Raw genomic sequence first — 17,321 nt, 5'->3', positions numbered from 1 at the left:
ATTGATAAATAATTCCCTAAGCCCCTATGGATTCGCCCGTCATCGCACGGGGACAATAGTGACTGTATTAACCGGCCTGTTGGCGCTGGTTTTTTTGCTTTCCGGCTGCGATAACGCTTCTGCGCCAGACGGCGTAACAGCGGCTCGTGAAAAAGGCTTCCCACGGCAGGTAGTGACTGCTCTCGGTACTGCGGTCATTGAGCGTCCGCCGCTACGCATTGTGACTTTGGGAGCCGGATCGGAGGATATTGTGCTGGCGCTGGGGCAGGTTCCGATTGGCATTGAATCCCATCGCTGGGGCGGCGACGAGCAAGGCTATCTGCCCTGGTTTCGTCAGGCGCTGGAACAGCAAGGACAAACTCTACCGACAATTCTGCACATGTATCCCGAACTGGATATCGAGCAGCTAATCAACCTGAAGCCCGATGTGATTATTGCCACTCAGTCGGGTATTAGCCAAAGCCTGTACGATCAGCTGTCGCGCTTCGCGCCGGTGGTCGCCTATCCCGGCTTGCCCTGGCTGACGTCTACCCGCCAGCAGATTGAATTGATCGGCCATACTTTGGGTAAAAAAGCTCAGGCTCAAGATTTACTACTGCAATTAGAAAGCACTCTGGCCGACGCGGGCAAAACGGTACCGGGCATAGCGAGACTGCGCTTCGCTTACATTAAAGCGGCGGCTAATAATGCCAATCTATCGATATATGTCGCGGGCGATCCTCGCGTAGATACACTCTCTGCAACCGGCTTGCAATTGGCTCCCTCGATTAAAAACCTGACCGCGTCCCGAGGCAGTTTCGCCGCAAATCTTGGGCTGGAAAATGCTGACCGACTGAATGATGTGGATATTCTAGTGACCTGGTACAACAGCGAGCAGGAGCGCCAGCGAGTAGAACAGCAGCCATTATTTAATGCCATTGCGGCAGTGCGCCACGGTGGCTACATCCCAATGACCGATCAGGCCATCGTGATGGCAATGTCCTACGGCACGCCTTTAAGCGTCGATTGGGGATTGCAACGCTTTATGCCGCTGGTCGCAGAGAAAGCGCGCCATTTGGCTACCGTTTCGGAGACTCCGCCATGACTCAGCAGATTCATCGGCGGCAGCGAGCATGCCGCGTTTGGGGCTGGGTGGGACTCTTGCTGCTCACCCTACTCTGTATTGTTGCCAGCCTGACGTTAGGAGCCAAACCCTTACCTCTCAGCGCGGTCTGGCACTATTTCAGCGCCGATGACCGTAACTATCACGATTTGGTCATAGAGGCCCGATTGCCTCGAACCTTAATAGGTCTGATGGCCGGCGCGGCGCTGGCGTTGTCCGGAGCCGTGACGCAAGGACTGCTACGTAATCCACTCGGCGATCCCGGTTTATTGGGCGTCAACGCGGGTGCATCGGCTATCATCGTCAGCTTTGCCTTTTTTCCTGCGCTGGCTGCTATTTCTCGCTTTTGGCCTGCATTGATCGGTGCCGCGCTGGCAACCCTGCTGTTTTATCTGTTAAGCGGCGGCAAACCTAATAGTAATCCAACCCGTCTGGTACTGATTGGTGCGGCGATCAATGCCTGCCTGTTCGCCTATGTGCAAGGTGTGGTACTACTCCATCCCGCCGTGTTAGAGAACTATCGCTTCTGGGTGCTTGGCTCGCTGTCGGGTATGTCGATGATGGCGATGTTGCCGGTGGTGCCCTATTTTATCGGCGGATTAGCCCTCGTTCTCGCTATTGCGCCGTCCCTTAACATCATGGTTTTCGGTGAAAATATCGCCACCGCGCTGGGTGCCAATACGGTCCAAATCCGGCTACTGGCCTTAATTGGCGCGACCATGCTGGCCGCAGCGGCAACGGCACTGGCAGGTCCAATCGCCTTTATCGGTCTGGCCGCACCTCATTTGGTTCGTGCCATGATTGGCAGCGATTTCCGTTGGCTGTTGCCCTACAGCCTGTTGGTCGGGCCAATTCTACTGTTAACTGCCGATATCATCGCCAGAGTGATTATTGCTCCAGGCGAAGTGATGGTCGGCGTGATTACCGCCGCCGTGGGTGGCCCATTGCTTTATGCGGTCGCCAATCGTAAAAAAGGATTTGCCGATGCCTCCCACTAATTCCTGTAAAACGCTAACGCTGGGATCTTGGGTGTTTTTGGCTCCGGTTCCCACTACACAGCGTTATCTACTATTGATGTTACCGACTCTATTGTTAGGCCTGCTTATCGCCATGGTATTGAGCCCTAACGGGTTTGAATGGGAAAAAACGCTCAATGTCCTTTCCGGGCAAGGCAGTCAATTTGAACATTTTATTTTGCTGCAATTGCGGCTTCCCCGCGCTTTAGTCGCATTAGGAGCCGGAGCCGCATTGGCAATTTCTGGCGCCATTTTCCAGACCACTACCCGTAACGCATTAGGCAGCCCGGATATTATTGGCATTACCGCCGGTGCCTCCGCGGGCGTAGTGGCCACCCTGTTGCTCTGGCCGGGCGTCATTCCTGTCCCCGTAGGTGCCTTCCTCGGTGCCTGTTGCGCCGTCGCATTGGTCTATGCAGGCAGCATTAACAACCTATCTCATTCGGGAAAAATTGTTATTTCAGGTATTGCCGTCGGTGCGCTTTGCATGGCATTCGTCAACTTCGCCATTTCGCAAGTACGGCTGGAACAGGCAAACCAGATGGCCGCATTGCTCAGCGGCAGCCTGGCGGAGAAAAACTGGCGCGACGTATGCCTTATCGGCCTAACGTTAAGCGTAGTGACACCGGGGTTGGTGTATCTCAGTCGTCAACTCAACTTTCTAAGTCTGGGGAGCGGAGTTGCCCAGTCATTGGGCGTCAATATTGGTCTGACACATTTGTTGAGTCTGTTACTGGCAATAACTTTGGCTACCGCAGCGGTATTGGTGGTTGGCCCGGTGGCATTTATCGCTTTATCTGCGCCGCAAATTACCCGCCATCTGCTCCGCTCCAAAGGAATTGCCCTGCTGTGCACCGCGTTGATGGGCGCACTACTGCTGCTGGCGTCAGATATTATCACTCTGCTGCTGCCCACGCCTTCCCGGCTTCCGGTCGGCGTAATCACCGCAGCCGTTGGCGGTATCTATTTGATGTATTTGCTGTACGCTGAAGTCAGGAGAATAAAATGACGTCCCCACGCGAGTTAGACTGCCCTTCTACGCTATTATCCTCGGAGTCATTGGCCGCAACGCAGTACCACACCGATGAGCCACGCTTAACGACTCAATTATTGTCTTTAAGCTACGGCCCGCGGACTGTCGTCGATAAACTCAGCGTAGGCATTAAAAACGGAGCTTTTAGCGTAATTATTGGGCCAAATGGTTGTGGAAAATCGACGCTATTACGCGCGTTAAGTCGCGGTTTATCGCCACAAAGTGGCTGTATCAAACTGGATCGGCAAAATATTCAGCATTTCAGAGCTAAAGCCTTAGCCCGCCAGCTATCGCTACTTTCCCAAGGCGCTGGCGTCTCCGAAGCCCTGACGGTCTTCGATTTGGTTTCGCGGGGTCGCTATGCCCACCAATCCTTTTTTCGTCAATGGTCTGCCGCAGACGATAATATCGTTCGCGCAGCTATAAAGGCGGTCAACCTGGAGCCATTAGCGCAACAGATGGTCAGTGAATTATCCGGTGGGCAACGCCAGCGGGCGTGGTTTGCCATGACTTTGGCACAGCATACTCCAATCGTGTTACTGGATGAGCCGACTACCTATCTGGATATCGCCCATCAGATTGAAATGCTGGATTTATGTCAGCAATTGCATCAGCAGGGCAAAACGCTGGTGCTGGTCTTGCACGACATTAATCAGGCGCTACGCTATGCCACTCATCTTATCATGCTAAAAGAAGGGAAGATTTTTGCCGAAGGATGGCCAGAAACCATAGTGACTGAAGAAAGTATTGAGGCAGTATTCGGCCTACGTTGCCGAATTATTACCGATCCTGAATCAGGTAAACCCTTAGTTATTCCTCGCTATCACCCGCGCTAGTCCGACCCTAAACCAAGACTTAACGCCCCGGAAAATTGCCTCCGGGGCACAGTAGTATTGATGTAACTTATAACTAGACGGCAGGTATTCCAAAAGCAACTAATGGGTTGATCAAATCGTCGGCAAATTTCAGACTCTGAGCCGGATCGGCTAAATCCAGCATTTGGCGATTATTGGCCAACTGTAACCGATTGAGACAACAACGCTTAATTTTGGGTGTAAACAGTTCATAACGTGCAAATTGCCCGGCCAGTTCAGGATGTTGCCGTTGATATTCCCAAATGCAGTTCGCCACCGCAGCCCAAAAACGCCCTTCTGAATAATTCCCCTGCTGATCGAGGATCGCCGCCAGATAGCGAAATACGCCGTCAAATACATCGGAAAGAATGGTCAGAGTTTTCATATCCTCCGGCATATCCACTTTGACCCGCTGCGCCTTTTCCGGTAAATCTGCGACGGGATTCATCACCAGAATTTCCTCTGCCAGATCTTTCATAAAGATATGCTGAGGGACGGCGTTCTCCAGCACGAGAATGATATTTTCCCCATGGGGCATAAACATCAGATCGTAGGCATACAAACAGTGCAATAGCGGTGATAAATAACATTGTAAATAACGAGCTATCCATTGCTCTGTGGGCAATCCGGAGGCAGTGATGAGCTCAGGCAAAAACGCCTTGCCCTGCTGATCCAGATGCAGCAATGCCGCCATGGTCATCACCTGCTGACCCGACTGAATCAATTGCAGCGGGTTTTCTCGCCATAAGGCTGCGGCCATTTTTTTGTACGGCGTATCCCCGGTCACCGCCTGTTCGTAATAACTGTTGCGGAAACCCACGCTGGCGACTTCACGTAAAATTTTAAAACCGTAGCAGCGCAGCGTCTCATCATTTTCCACCAGCTCAAACAGCCATTCATTAATGCCCGGCGTGGTAGCCATATAATAAGGCGACAATCCGCGCATAAAGCCCATATTCAGGATAGATAGCGCCATTTTTACGTAATATCGTAACGGTTCGCTCCGATTGAAAAAAGTCCGAATCGATTGCTGAGCCTGATAGACATCTTTCCCCGTCCCTAAGAACACCAGCATTTGGTTAGCAATATCCGCAGCAAATACCGAAGACACCTTGCTCAGCCACTGCCATGGATGCACCGGCATCAGCAGATAATCCTGCGGATTGAGATCTTTGGCGATCAGCCGTTGCTCAAATTCCGCCAGCGCTTCCTCGCCCAACTCTTGCAGCATCAGTTGCCGATAATCTAGCTGTTCGATGCTGGCAAAATGCGCTTTGCTTTTATGCGCGGCCAGCCAGACCAAATGAATGTCCGAAGCGGCCTCCGGGCTGAACTGCTGGAAATCCTGCCCATTAAAACCAATGCGTCCATTATTGGCGACAAAGGAAGGATGACCTTCCATCATTTCCTGCTCTAATAACTGGAAGTTGGCGTTGACCAGTTCAGACGCGCTAATACCCACCCGACTGTGTTTATACGCACTGCTGTATAAGGTACTGGTAATCTCCTCAAGATAAGTCGGTAACACCGCATCGCTAATGCCAAGTTCCTGTTTAAATTCAATGATAAATAACAGCGAATCCAAATCGGCCAGCCGCCCATCAACGGTTTTCTGCAAAGACGAAGGATCCAGTAGCCAGTGATCCAGTGCCAACCGGCGGGCGCGGAAAACGTAACGAATCCGGTTATCTGACGTAGCCAGTTGGTAAGAGTGGTAACCCTCACCGTCCTGTCGACTCATTAATATCTCAGGAGCGAATATGCGCTCGTGGGAAAACTCGGAAATAGCTTTACACAAGTGCAAACGATTCACTTTTTGCCATAGTGACGGCTGCAAATGCGCCACGGCTAACCCGTGGGGCTGAATGGCAACGACGGAGTTGGCTATCATCATTGACGCTCCAGTTGACGCGCAGACTGAAGCGCAAGTTGATGTTGTTCTCTGGTGCAAAAAGCCAGCCATGCCGTCTTGTGAGGCATTTCCAACCGTTGCTGATAAACAAAACCGGCGAGTTTATTCAGGCGATGAATTTTCTCATTTCGTACATCCGGCTCCACTACAATACGCGCCACCAGTGGATCGCTGAAAATAAACGCCATAATGCTTTGAAATACACGCCAAGTGAAACCTGCCACTTTATTTACCGGCGGAGCGACTAAAATATGCATGCCGACATCGTCCGGCAGCGCCGGATAATATTCAGCAATGACATCTTCTTTGGCGAGATAACGTTCCAGCAAAAAGGCAGGCTGCTGGTGTTTCATCCCAACCAATACGCTGCCCGGCTTCCGGTCGAGTAATTCCTGATAAAACGCCAATACCTGTGACTCGCTATGATTTTGCATTCCCCAGTACTGGGCATATTCGCGACTGACCCAATGACTCAGCCAGCCAATATCCTGCATCAAATCTAAAGGTCGCAGTGTGAAATCGCCGCTTTCCACTGGCGTCAGTGGGTTCATTTTCGCCGTCGCCTGCGTCATTGTGTGACTCCCTGTTCTGGCACGCTGAAACGCTGGAAAGCAATGCTTTCTTCAATAGGATAATGTTCAACTCCGGTTATTTCGCGGATTAAACAGGAATTACGGTAGCAGGCCATTCCCAAATCCGGCGTAACAAAACCATGGGTATGCAGCTCGACGTTTTGCACAAAAATACTGTTGCGGCGATCAATACTGTAATTGCGCTGAACGTCGTATCGGCCTTTATTATCCCAACGGATTAACTGGCGAATACCTTCAATAAACGACGGCGGCTGATATTGATACCCAGTCGCCAATACCACGCTTTCGGACGCCAAAGTGAACGGCTGATTCTGTTCATGCTGTAATAAAGACAGACTCAGTCCTTTGCCATTACTATTTTCCTCCACCAGCTGTAATTCGCTATTGGTATACAAATTCACATTTAGGACACCGTCCAAACGCTTGGTGTACAGCAGATCGAAAATGTCATTGATCAACGAGCTATTAATGCCTTTGTACAATTGTTTGTGAGTCAGATTCAGCTCATCGCGCTTTTCTGCCGGGAGGTTATAAAAGTAATCGACGTATTCCGGTGATGTCATTTCCAACGTTAGCTTGGTGTATTCCAGTGGGAAGAAACGGGGGGAACGTGTGAGCCAGTTGAGTTGATAACCAAAGCGATCTATATCACTGAGTAGATCGTAAAAAATCTCCGCCGCACTCTGTCCGCTGCCTAACAAGGTAATAGAGGCCTTCTTCTGCAAGGCCGCTTTGTTATCCAGATAATCGCCAGAAGTCACCATTTTCGCGATAAAAGGTTGGCAGCATTCTGGAATACACGGCGATGGCCCAGTGCCTAATACCAATTTTTTACACTGACATTCGTAATAATCGCCGGTGCGCAAATCCAGACAACGCAGCTTATACAGTGCGGTTTCCTCATCATACTCCAGGGTTTCAACCCGAGTATTGAAACGCAGGTTAGGCAATTGCGCGGCAGCCCATTGGCAATATTGGTTATATTCCTTACGCATCAGAAAGAAATTTTCCCGAATATAGAAGGAATAAATTCTGCCCTGCTGTTTGATGTAATTTAAAAAGCTCAACGGGTGCGTTGGCGACGCTAACGTCACCAGATCCGACATAAAGGGCGTTTGTAGAGTTGCACTTTCCAGCATCATCCCTGGATGCCAGTCAAAACCCGGATTTTGATCGATGAATAAACTATGAACATCGTTCAGCGGTTGGGTTAAACATGCCAATCCAAGATTAAAAGGACCAATGCCGATGGCAATAAAATCATAAGGTCGCATGGACATAATCATTCCTTGTTTAGCGCGGCGACGTGATGCTGATCCGCATAGTTCTGCCCGTGGGTCATAATGGCATCGATAATTTCATTTAAATGCTGAATCCCCGTAGTCGGATTCAGAAAGGTAAATTTTAAATACTGACGGCCATTGACTTTGGTCCCGGCAATGACCGAATTTCCCTCTCGGAATAACGCCTTACGAATATATGCATTGGTGAGATCGATTTCTGCATCACTGCGGGAATCCAGCGGTATAAAACGGAATACCAGCGTGCTCAACGTGGGTCGATGCAACAGTTCAAAATACGGGTTAGGCTGCATTAATTGATAAGCGACCTGCGCGGTCTCCATTAATCGCTCAAAAGCCAGCCCCAATTGCTTTGCACCCATAATACGCAGCGTCAGCCACATCTTTAGGGCATCAAATCGCCGCGTGGTCTGGATACTTTTATTCACCAGGTTGGGTGTTCCTTCCTGTAATGCGCTTAACGGATTGAGATACTCGGCGTGATAGGTCAAATAGGAAAAATGCTGTTTATCCTTAACAAAGAAGGCGCTACAGCTCACCGGCTGGAAAAAGGATTTATGGTAATCCACGGTCACCGAGTTCGCCATCTCAATACCGGCGAGCAGTTGCCGATGCTGGGAAGAAACCAGTAAGCCGCAACCGTAGGCCGCGTCAACATGCAGCCAAAGACCATAGTGCTGAGCTAACGCTGCAATAGGACGTAGAGGATCGATGCTGCCAAAATCAGTGGTTCCCGTGGTCGCCACCACCGCTAAAGGGATATTTCCCTGTGCCAGACAGCGTTCGATACTTAACTCCAAGGCGTGAGTATCCATTCTAAATTCACTGTCGTATGGAATAGGAACCACTGCGTTGTAACCCAAGCCTAATAATGCGGCCGCTTTTTGCGTGCTGAAGTGGCTAACCGCCGATGTGAAAATGCGGAATTTGTGAAAATCGGCTGGGAGTCCCTGCAATTGATTTTTATGGGCCGGGTCTCGCTGATGGCAAAAATGATCGCGAGCCAGTAACATAGCCATTAAGTTCGATTGAGTTCCGCCGCTGGTGAAAATCCCATCCCCCTCTTCACCTAACCCTATTTTATCTCGGGTCCAATCCAGCACTTTCTGTTCAATCAGCGTACCACCTGCGCTCTGATCCCAGGTATCTAAAGAGGAGTTAATCGCACCAATAATACTTTCCCCAAACACCGCCGGCAGCACCACAGGGCAATTCAAATGCGCTACATATTTAGGATGATGAAAATAAACAGCATCTTTAATATACAGCTGTTGTAATTCATCCAGCGCAGAATCGAGTGAGGGCAGCGGATTATCCAGGTTTATTCCAGAAATAAGCGGTGACAATTCATTCGGTAATATCCCGCTAAAGGGTTTATCAACAACGTTTAATATGCCCTTAATTCTTTCAGTGACATTATTAACTCCTTCCTGATAATTATCGGCACTTTGTTTATTTAGAAAGCTCCCCAAATAAAGCACCTCACTTATATCACCACTTTCCGATAAAAAAGGGGTTTCAGTATGGGCTACTCCGTACATGATATATCCTTATAATATATATAGATGCGCTCAGATTACTGTTCCATGATATTTTTATTATAAGCAATGATAACTGGGTATATAGTCGACAACTCTAAGAGAGAGTTAAATAGTCACTACAAAAACCACCGGCCAGAAGCAAGAGGTTATTTCAGAATAAATAATACCTTTATAGCGTTATTTCGAGCGGACAATCATGACAATTACCCACGCCCGGTAGCTTATTACGCTGGCAACAGCTACGGCGCTGCAGGGTGTCATTACGTAGTATAACCGTGCGATAAAGCGGATTTTCGCGGCCGTCTGGCAAGGTCATAGTCATAAAAAGACCTTGAATAACAGACTGATAAACATCTTCTTTCATGCGTTTTTTAAACTCACCCAGATACCAATACATCAGGTATCCGATGTTATTCCACAGTAATCTCCCGTTTATACCCTGATAGGACTCAATTTTATTAGCTATTGGAATAACATGGTTATTAATCAGTGCATAATAGCGTTCTAGTAAATTTTCCGCGCTCTGACCTTTCCATTTTAGCTGATAGTAAATAATATCTGGCCTGCCACTATCATGAAATTCCACTTTAAAGTTTCGACAGTCGGAGTCAATTTCCTGCGGATATTCCATTAATAACAACATCATTGGAGGAATAACCAAACCGAAATACCATTGTGTCCATAGTGAATAAAGTGCCTTCTGATTCGGCTTTATATTATTGATGCCGTAATACTCATTTTGATAAATTTCCATCAGTGACGGAAAATTATCTTCATTTGACCAATGATTGAAACTCATACTTTTGGAAGGGATATTATCGGAATTCACTTTAAACGTTACAGAAAAATGAGCAAAGGTTTGCTCAAAGAGCTGCGCGATATCTGCTATTACCCCTACAGGTGAAGGTGTAATTAAATTCTCTGTATTTGACACCTTCTACCTCCAACCTAATAGATGTTGAATGCATTATTATACATAACAGTAATGATTATCAATACAATTCTCATTTGGAATGGAATACCTTTTATATACATTTATTTCAGGGGTATTTTTTTCTCCAAGACTGAAGATGAAATCTCTGGATACATTCTGAAATAACGTCAATTAATCGCTAATACAGTGTGAAAAACCGAATGGTTCATCCGTAGAAAAGAACGTTTACCAGAAGATGACGCCGCACGTCGGTGGCGCTCTGGTAAGTTTTATGTCCCAACTGAGAAAGGAAATATCATCAGGAACGCGCAATATTCCATTCCATTACGATTCCTTATTAGGGTTTGAAGGTGGATAAATGATGCTCTATGATTATTATTGATAATGGTTATCATTACAGGACGTGACTAACCTATCATTCACCGAGATCATCATGAGGGTAACAAGAATGAAAAGACTCTATCAAATGTTGGCCGCAGTTTTGGCCCGTTTCTCTCCACCGGCTATGGCGACGGAATCCCCTTCCGCGCCAACATCTCATTGCCTCCCCTGCGAATACTCCCTTAACCTTGATGCCAACCGTTTCAGTAATGAAGGATACCAGAATTGCCTGAAGACTGGCGATCGTGCTCCGGGCCACATAACCGAGTAGCCGATACCCTGTGCGCCATATTTTTCGCTGGTTGAGGGCCTTTATTGATCAATATCGGCCCTGAACGTATAAAACCTATCGGATTACCAGTAGCCGATGGTTTTCCACCATAAACTGCCAATAATCAACCAAATAGGAATAATGGCCAGACTGAGCAGGAATCCAATCTTCCACCAGGTACTCAATGGCACATAATTACAGCCAAAGAGGATCGGCGCAGGCCCGCCGGAATAATGCGTTGTAGCCATATATAAATTACTAAAAATACCAAAGACCAGTACGCTCAACATTGGCGGAGCGCCCGCAGAGATAGCAATAGAAACAAACACGGCGTACATCGCGCTGATATGAGCAATCGCACTCGCCATAAAATAGTGGATATAATAGTAAACCAGCAATAAGACTCCCAGCATGGGAACCCAATTCATGCCATCCACCCAGGTAGCCGCGATTCCACCAAACCATTTAATCAACCCTAACTTATTCAGTTGGCTGGCCAAGGTTAATAATACCGAGAACCAGATCATGGCATGCCAGGCTTCTTTTTCTGCCACGACATCATCCCAGGTTAAAGTTCCGGTCAACAGTAACGCGGTTAATCCAATAAACGCAGTTAAAGTGGCATCGATATTCAGCGTAGCGCCGCTAACCCACAAAGCAACCAGACAAATAAACACGCACAAAACAATCCATTCATGGCGGCTCATCGCCCCCATTTCTTTTAATTTCTCACAGGCAATGGCTCTCATTTCCGGCGTCTTTTTTAATACCGGCGGGTAAAAACGGTAAAGTAACAATGGGATAATCACTAAAGAAATTAGCCCTGGTACGCTGGCGGCCAACGCCCATCCTCCCCATGTGATTGTGACTCCCATTTCGCTGGCTAATTTGGCGATCATCGGATTCCCAGCCATCGACGTCAAAAACATCGCGCAGGTTATCGCATTGCATTGGAAGACACATTGAATGAGAAAAGCGCCGATTTGCCGTTCGGTGCCATTTTCTGGCGTCGAACCGTAAGCTTCAGAAATTGAGCGAAATATCGGCGTGACAATGCCGCCACTTCTTGCCGACGTTGACGGCATGGCTGGAGCGAATATCAGATCGGTCAGCACCAGTCCGTAAGCCAGGCCCAGTGAACTGTGACCAAATTTACTGATAAAGAAATAGCCCACTCGTCTGCCAAAACCGGTTTTAATAAACCCTCGTGAAATAAAGAAAGCACAGGCAATCATCCAGATAATCGGCTCACCAAAACCGGCTAGAATATCTTTAATTCCAACTAGCCCGGTCGCAACCGATAGTGTCAAACTGAATATCGCCATCGCACCTAAAGGATAAGGAGAAATAATCAATCCAATGACGGTGCTGGTAAATATAGCCATTAACCCCCAGGCTTTAGGGTCTACCGTTGCGGGTGTGGGATAAAACCAAATAGATAATCCAATAAGTAAAATTAAATTTATTTTCCCTAAGCGTCCTTTCATAAAAGTCATTATTGCTCCAAAAATTCATGTGATTTATCTTACGGGCACGTTGCAGATATTAAGTAGAAAAGGGTTCCTTATAGATTTTCATCATGGTGAAGCGTAAAGACCCAATTTATTTTTATGAATTGGATTCTTCTAAATCTTGTTTAAATGAATGGTTTCTCAGCCAGAGTCATTCCATGAAATGTTTCAGACGGCGGTACTTTTTTGCCAACGGTCAGGGGTAAACAGGAACAGAAGGATAAAACAAAACGCCAACAACTATCCGCTGGGCCGTGGGTTCTGCTTGGTTGCTACTCTTTTCAGTCACTCTTTTACACTCAGAAAACCTGCTTAAGAGTAATCCAGCGTCACTACAATTAATGGGGAAAACCATATACACATCCATCTAGTCTCTGTTGTTCAAAAAGCTCTCATGGCGCATGATAGCTAAATACCACTTCTATATAATAATTATCATACCTAATTTATTTAATAAATTTTTATCACTATAAAACTAATGAAATATAATAAATTTAAGTCTGGCGAATATGGGTAAGTAATAATAATTAAACGTTGAGTGTATTCACGCCCCTGACTTTTTAGCCCAAAACTGACAAGCCGCTGTTTTTATAATGCAAATGACGATATCTAAGCAATAATTCGGTTAAGTAAGTAAATTAATTCATCATCACATATTTCATGTGATATAATCTTGAAAAATCATTAACCTTATTACAGCAGTGGATTCAGAGCGTCACGGAAGATGGCTAGTTATGGTCAGATCGCGGTTTATATCCTTCACCTTTTTTCTCATCCCCGCTTTATCTCGTGTTGCATCACAGCTTATTTTTCTCGTTGGTATTAATCTAATAGTTTGAACTAATTCATAAAATATCTATCAACTCTAGAAGGGTTTTTCTGATGGATATCTCTGGAGCATGGCATGGACGTTGTAAAACCGGCGCGCAGGCAAAAAAAACCGCTGCGGCTTGGCACCTCAGTAACACTTATGGTTTCTGTGGTTATAATTTCGGTTCTATTGGCAGTACACACGCTGTTTTTTATCCAAATCAGCCATATTGCGCAGAATAATCTCAAAGAAAAATCCTTTGCGGTTGCTCGTACTCTCGCATTATCCCCTATTGTGATCAATGGATTAAGTCACACTGAGGATAAGGATAAAATTCAACCCTTTGCTGAAAGCGTCAGTAAGAGCAACGAACTATTATTTATCGTCGTCACCGATATGGACGGCATTCGTTACTCGCACCCTAATACTAAAATGATCGGACGACATTTTATTGGGGACGATCTGCAACCCGCATTGCTTGGGGAAGAAAGCAGCGCGATTAATCGTGGAACCTTAGTGCCAGCCCTACGTATTTTCACCCCTGTTTATGATGCAAATCATCAGCAAATTGGCGTAGTCGCCGTCGGCATTTCGTTGCTCAACATCCAATCAGTTATTCATGAAAATCTTTGGAGCGTTCCCTGGACGATTCTATTCGGAATATTTGTTGGCAGCCTCGGCACCTGGTTTTTAGTCAAAGCCTTAAAAAGAATTATGTTTGGTTTTGAGCCCTACGAAATATCCAATTTGTTTGAACAGCGTGATGCCATGCTGCAATCGATCAAAGAAGGAGTTATCGCCGTTGATACTGATTGCCGCATCACTCTGGTCAATCACGAAGCCAAACGCTTGTTTAAGCAAAATGGTCCGTTGGAAAACCTTCTGTTGGATAATGCCAGCAAATATTGGCCAGACCGCCTCAATCTACAACAGGTGCTGACCACGGGTATTGCTCGCCGCGATGAGGAAATAGATTTCAACGGCAGTATGCTGCTGGCCAATACCGTCCCAGTGGTGGTGAATGGCGATATCATTGGCGCTATTGCAACTTTCCGCGATAAAACTGAAATTAGCCATTTGATGCAACGTTTAACCGGCATGGTCAATTATGCCGACGCATTAAGAACACAAACCCATGAATTTATGAATAAACTTCATGTTATTCTTGGTCTGCTGCATATGAAACACTATCCGCAGTTAGAAGACTATATTCTTAAAACGGCCGATAATTATCAGGAAGAGATCGGCTCTTTGCTATTTAAAATAAAATCCCCGGTGATCGCAGGCTTCCTGTTGGCGAAAATTAATCGGGCGCGGGACATGGATATTACATTGCTGGTCAGTGAAGATAGCCGTCTGCCGGATACTGCAGATGAACAAACCACCACCACACTAATAACTGTTCTTGGCAATTTGATTGAAAATGCGTTAGATGCCATGTCGGATATGCCGCAGAAAGAAATCAACGTTAGCTTTCATCTGGTCGACGATATCTTGCATTGTGAAGTGAGTGATAATGGGCCAGGCATTACGGTTGATTGCCAATCCCAGATCCTGAAGGAAGGCTTTTCGACAAAAGGAAATGGACGCGGTATTGGATTAACACTGGTACAACGAAGCCTAGAAGCCGTGGGTGGTACACTTGAATTCGAGTCTGAGGCAGGAAGTCACACTCAGTTCTTTATTAAAATCCCTTATAAAATCAGTGCGGTAAATCATGATTAATGTGTTGATAGTGGACGACGACGCCATGGTGGCCGAGCTGAATAAATGCTATTTAAGTCAGGTCAATGGATTTACCTGTTGCGGGGTAGTGTCATCGCTACAGGCGGCGCGAGAAAGGCTAATGCAATCCGAAACGCCGATTCATTTGGTACTTTTAGACGTTTTCATGCGGCAAGATAACGGGTTAGACTTGCTACCCACGCTGCGGGAATTTAGCGAGCACACCGACGTTATCGTTATTTCCTCTGCGAGCGACGTCAATACCATAAAGAAAGCCCTGCAGTACGGCGTGGTCGATTACCTGATAAAACCTTTCCAGTTTGCCCGATTTGAAGAGGCGCTGTCGGTTTATCGACGTCAGCATCGCCTGCTGGAACAGCGCGATAACTATGCCCAATCAGATATAGATAAACTATTGCGCCGAGACAGTCGTAATACCGGTGAGCGGAAAAAACTGCCTAAGGGATTGACCAGTCAGACTTTACGTACCGTGTGCGAATGGATTGTGGCTAACCAGACCAGCGAATTCTCCACAGAACAACTCGCCAATGCTATTGGTGTATCTCGAGTATCCTGTCGCAAATATCTCATCTTCTTGTCAGAAACGGCAGTATTGAGTATTCACGTTCTCTACGGTGCCACAGGGCGCCCCGTATACCTTTACCGATTAATGCCTGACCAGCTTCCGGCATTGCAGCAATACTGCGAATAACCCCTATGTAGCAAAAACCACCGGTTACATTGAGCACCGGTGGCTTTTTCACTCCTGCAATCAGGCAATCCATCCTAATAATAACGTCGCACCAATCACCGTTGACGCCCCGCCAATCCGGGTCGCTATTTGAGCAAAAGGCATCAATGACATACGGTTAGAGGCCGAAAGAATAGCCACATCGCCAGTACCGCCCAGTCCACTATGGCAACTGGTTACAATGGATGCTTCCACAGGATACATATTCAGATACGGAGCAATAAAGAAGCTAATGGTTGCCATGGAAAGCACCACCGCACCGCACACTACGATATAACCAAACGAGAATACCGCAACGACGCTTTCCAGCGGAACAAACAGCATACCCAAACCAATCATTAACGGCCAAACCAAAGTGGTTGAAACAAACTTGTAGCAACTGTGCGCACCCAGTTCCATTTTAGCCGGAATGACCTGACAGTATTTGCACAGAACTGCAATCAGAATCATTAAAACGGGGCCTGGAATATGCACCAGCTTTTCAAATAATCCGCCAACGATAAAGAAGGCGCAAATCATTAACAACCCGCCGCCCATCAATTGGAAGTCAGCTTGTTGCGGCCCTTCTTGTGAAGTAAATACTGCATTGTCTTCTGCATTGCGAATCAGCATACCCTCACCATTCAGATCTTTACGACGAGAGCCTATTCTGGCCAATACTCCCGCGCAAATAATGGCGAAAATATTACCCACAACTGCCGCTGGAGCCAATTGCGCCACATACACATCTGGAGACTCACCCAAAATTGCCGAGTAAGCTAATGACAGCGGTAATATACCTTCGCCAATACCCCCACCGATAATTGGTACGATAATAAAGAAGAATGTGTGATAGAAACTATAGCCGAACAGTTTTCCAACCAGCAGACCGGAAGCCACCGCAGCGAGAGTTCCCACTACCAAGGGAATAAACATCCGCATCATGCCCTGAATCAGTACTACGCGATTCATCCCCAGAATACTACCCACGACCAGGCAGGCAATAACGAAGTACAGTAAATTGGCCTCTTTCATCAACAGATGTACGGTATCTAAGGTATTGGTCTGAAATACGCCAAAATAGACCAGAACCGAAGGTACCATCAGACACAGAATAGCTGGCCCGCCAATATCTTTCAGTACTGGAATCCGGCGACCAATGTGAGACAGAATAAAGCCAAGCGTCATAATAATGGCTAGGCCGCCAATCATGTTTTTTGGCAAAAGATTAGAATAAGATGACGTAACGACAATGGCAGCAATAGCAATGAATAAAGCCAAAGGTACCGCATTGATATCCCTGTTTGAAATACCACCGAATAACTTCATGGAAAGTGTTTTGGTCCCATTGCTTTCAGTTGCTTCACTATTAGAACAAATTACATCCTGATTTATTCTTTTCATTTTAACCTGCTATTATTAGAATTCCTGGATAAGATAGGAAACGGCTACGAGGTTTCATTTCATCCCATCGTATATTGTCAGACAATAAAACATCTCACGGACAGTCACTCAATAAAATCCCACTTAGCCCTGGTGTCAACTTGCAGATAAACTAACACTTTAAAAAAACGAAAAGAACAGCATTTAAATAAACGTGTAACGT

Annotated in this window: 14 protein-coding genes; 7 read left to right on the top strand and 7 right to left on the bottom strand. The window is 46.7% G+C overall.

All coding sequences use genetic code 11. The features are described 5' to 3' along the window. Positions 1–58: 58 nt before the first annotated feature. Genes ACQ4OC_RS02190 through ACQ4OC_RS02175 form a run of 4 tightly spaced genes read left to right on the top strand, consistent with a single transcriptional unit; the run spans position 59 to position 3,987 of the window. Positions 59–1,084, top strand: a complete 1,026-nt coding sequence (locus ACQ4OC_RS02190) for an iron-siderophore ABC transporter substrate-binding protein (protein ID WP_430970895.1) — start codon at positions 59–61, stop codon at positions 1,082–1,084. Beyond that, positions 1,081–2,100 carry a FecCD family ABC transporter permease gene (locus tag ACQ4OC_RS02185; RefSeq protein WP_064513295.1) on the top strand — a complete coding sequence of 340 codons (1,020 nt, stop codon included), beginning with the start codon at positions 1,081–1,083 and terminating at the stop codon, positions 2,098–2,100. Before ACQ4OC_RS02190 ends, ACQ4OC_RS02185 begins: the two co-directional genes overlap by 4 nt. Next, complete coding sequence (locus ACQ4OC_RS02180; RefSeq protein ID WP_064513293.1) at positions 2,087–3,127, top strand: FecCD family ABC transporter permease; 1,041 nt, start codon at positions 2,087–2,089, stop codon at positions 3,125–3,127. The genes ACQ4OC_RS02185 and ACQ4OC_RS02180 overlap by 14 nt, the downstream gene beginning before the upstream one ends. Beyond that, positions 3,124–3,987 carry an ABC transporter ATP-binding protein gene (locus tag ACQ4OC_RS02175; RefSeq protein ID WP_235601003.1) on the top strand — a complete coding sequence of 288 codons (864 nt, stop codon included), beginning with the start codon at positions 3,124–3,126 and terminating at the stop codon, positions 3,985–3,987. Before ACQ4OC_RS02180 ends, ACQ4OC_RS02175 begins: the two co-directional genes overlap by 4 nt. A 73-nt stretch (positions 3,988–4,060) precedes the next feature. Here ACQ4OC_RS02175 and ACQ4OC_RS02170 read toward each other — a convergent pair whose 3' ends face one another. The 5 genes from ACQ4OC_RS02170 to fhuF all read right to left on the bottom strand — a co-directional run bounded on the left by ACQ4OC_RS02170 (position 4,061) and on the right by fhuF (position 10,286). Then, positions 4,061–5,899, bottom strand: a complete 1,839-nt coding sequence (locus tag ACQ4OC_RS02170) for an IucA/IucC family protein (RefSeq protein WP_430970894.1) — start codon at positions 5,897–5,899, stop codon at positions 4,061–4,063. Continuing rightward, positions 5,896–6,489, bottom strand: a complete 594-nt coding sequence (locus ACQ4OC_RS02165) for a GNAT family N-acetyltransferase (protein ID WP_064513291.1) — start codon at positions 6,487–6,489, stop codon at positions 5,896–5,898. Before ACQ4OC_RS02165 ends, ACQ4OC_RS02170 begins: the two co-directional genes overlap by 4 nt. Next, entirely contained in the window at positions 6,486–7,784 is a 1,299-nt protein-coding gene (locus tag ACQ4OC_RS02160; protein WP_084414374.1) for a lysine N(6)-hydroxylase/L-ornithine N(5)-oxygenase family protein, read from the bottom strand. The genes ACQ4OC_RS02165 and ACQ4OC_RS02160 overlap by 4 nt, the downstream gene beginning before the upstream one ends. 8 nt (positions 7,785–7,792) lie before the next feature. Next, entirely contained in the window at positions 7,793–9,352 is a 1,560-nt protein-coding gene (locus ACQ4OC_RS02155; protein WP_064513287.1) for a pyridoxal phosphate-dependent decarboxylase family protein, read from the bottom strand. Positions 9,353–9,521: 169 nt separating this feature from the next. Continuing rightward, complete coding sequence (gene fhuF, locus ACQ4OC_RS02150; protein WP_064513285.1) at positions 9,522–10,286, bottom strand: siderophore-iron reductase FhuF; 765 nt, start codon at positions 10,284–10,286, stop codon at positions 9,522–9,524. Between the two features lie 448 nt (positions 10,287–10,734). On the opposite strand from fhuF, the gene ACQ4OC_RS02145 reads away from it, so the two are divergent. Beyond that, positions 10,735–10,938 (top strand): hypothetical protein, encoded by a 204-nt coding sequence (locus tag ACQ4OC_RS02145; protein ID WP_430970893.1) that lies wholly within the window; start codon positions 10,735–10,737, stop codon positions 10,936–10,938. A gap of 83 nt (positions 10,939–11,021) precedes the next feature. Here the strand turns inward: ACQ4OC_RS02145 and ACQ4OC_RS02140 are convergent, their stop codons facing one another. Further along, entirely contained in the window at positions 11,022–12,434 is a 1,413-nt protein-coding gene (locus ACQ4OC_RS02140) for a DASS family sodium-coupled anion symporter (RefSeq protein WP_064513283.1), read from the bottom strand. Between the two features lie 919 nt (positions 12,435–13,353). Here ACQ4OC_RS02140 and ACQ4OC_RS02135 point away from each other — a divergent pair. Both ACQ4OC_RS02135 and dcuR read left to right on the top strand, forming a co-directional pair. Then, on the top strand, positions 13,354–14,985 hold the full coding sequence (locus tag ACQ4OC_RS02135) for a sensor histidine kinase (RefSeq protein WP_064513281.1): 1,632 nt from the start codon (positions 13,354–13,356) through the stop codon (positions 14,983–14,985). Continuing rightward, a complete protein-coding gene (dcuR, locus tag ACQ4OC_RS02130; RefSeq protein WP_064513279.1) occupies positions 14,978–15,697 on the top strand; it encodes a two-component system response regulator DcuR in 720 nt (239 codons plus the stop codon). Before ACQ4OC_RS02135 ends, dcuR begins: the two co-directional genes overlap by 8 nt. A gap of 60 nt (positions 15,698–15,757) precedes the next feature. Here the strand turns inward: dcuR and ACQ4OC_RS02125 are convergent, their stop codons facing one another. Further along, positions 15,758–17,044, bottom strand: a complete 1,287-nt coding sequence (locus ACQ4OC_RS02125) for a 2-hydroxycarboxylate transporter family protein (RefSeq protein WP_371112907.1) — start codon at positions 17,042–17,044, stop codon at positions 15,758–15,760. Positions 17,045–17,321 lie beyond the last annotated feature (277 nt).

It is taken from the genome of Yersinia sp. J1, from assembly GCF_050586585.1.
In the GTDB taxonomy this organism is placed as follows: domain Bacteria; phylum Pseudomonadota; class Gammaproteobacteria; order Enterobacterales; family Enterobacteriaceae; genus Yersinia; species Yersinia entomophaga.
The sequence above is the reverse complement of the archived record's forward strand: the minus strand, read 5'-3'. Positions and strand labels throughout refer to the sequence as shown.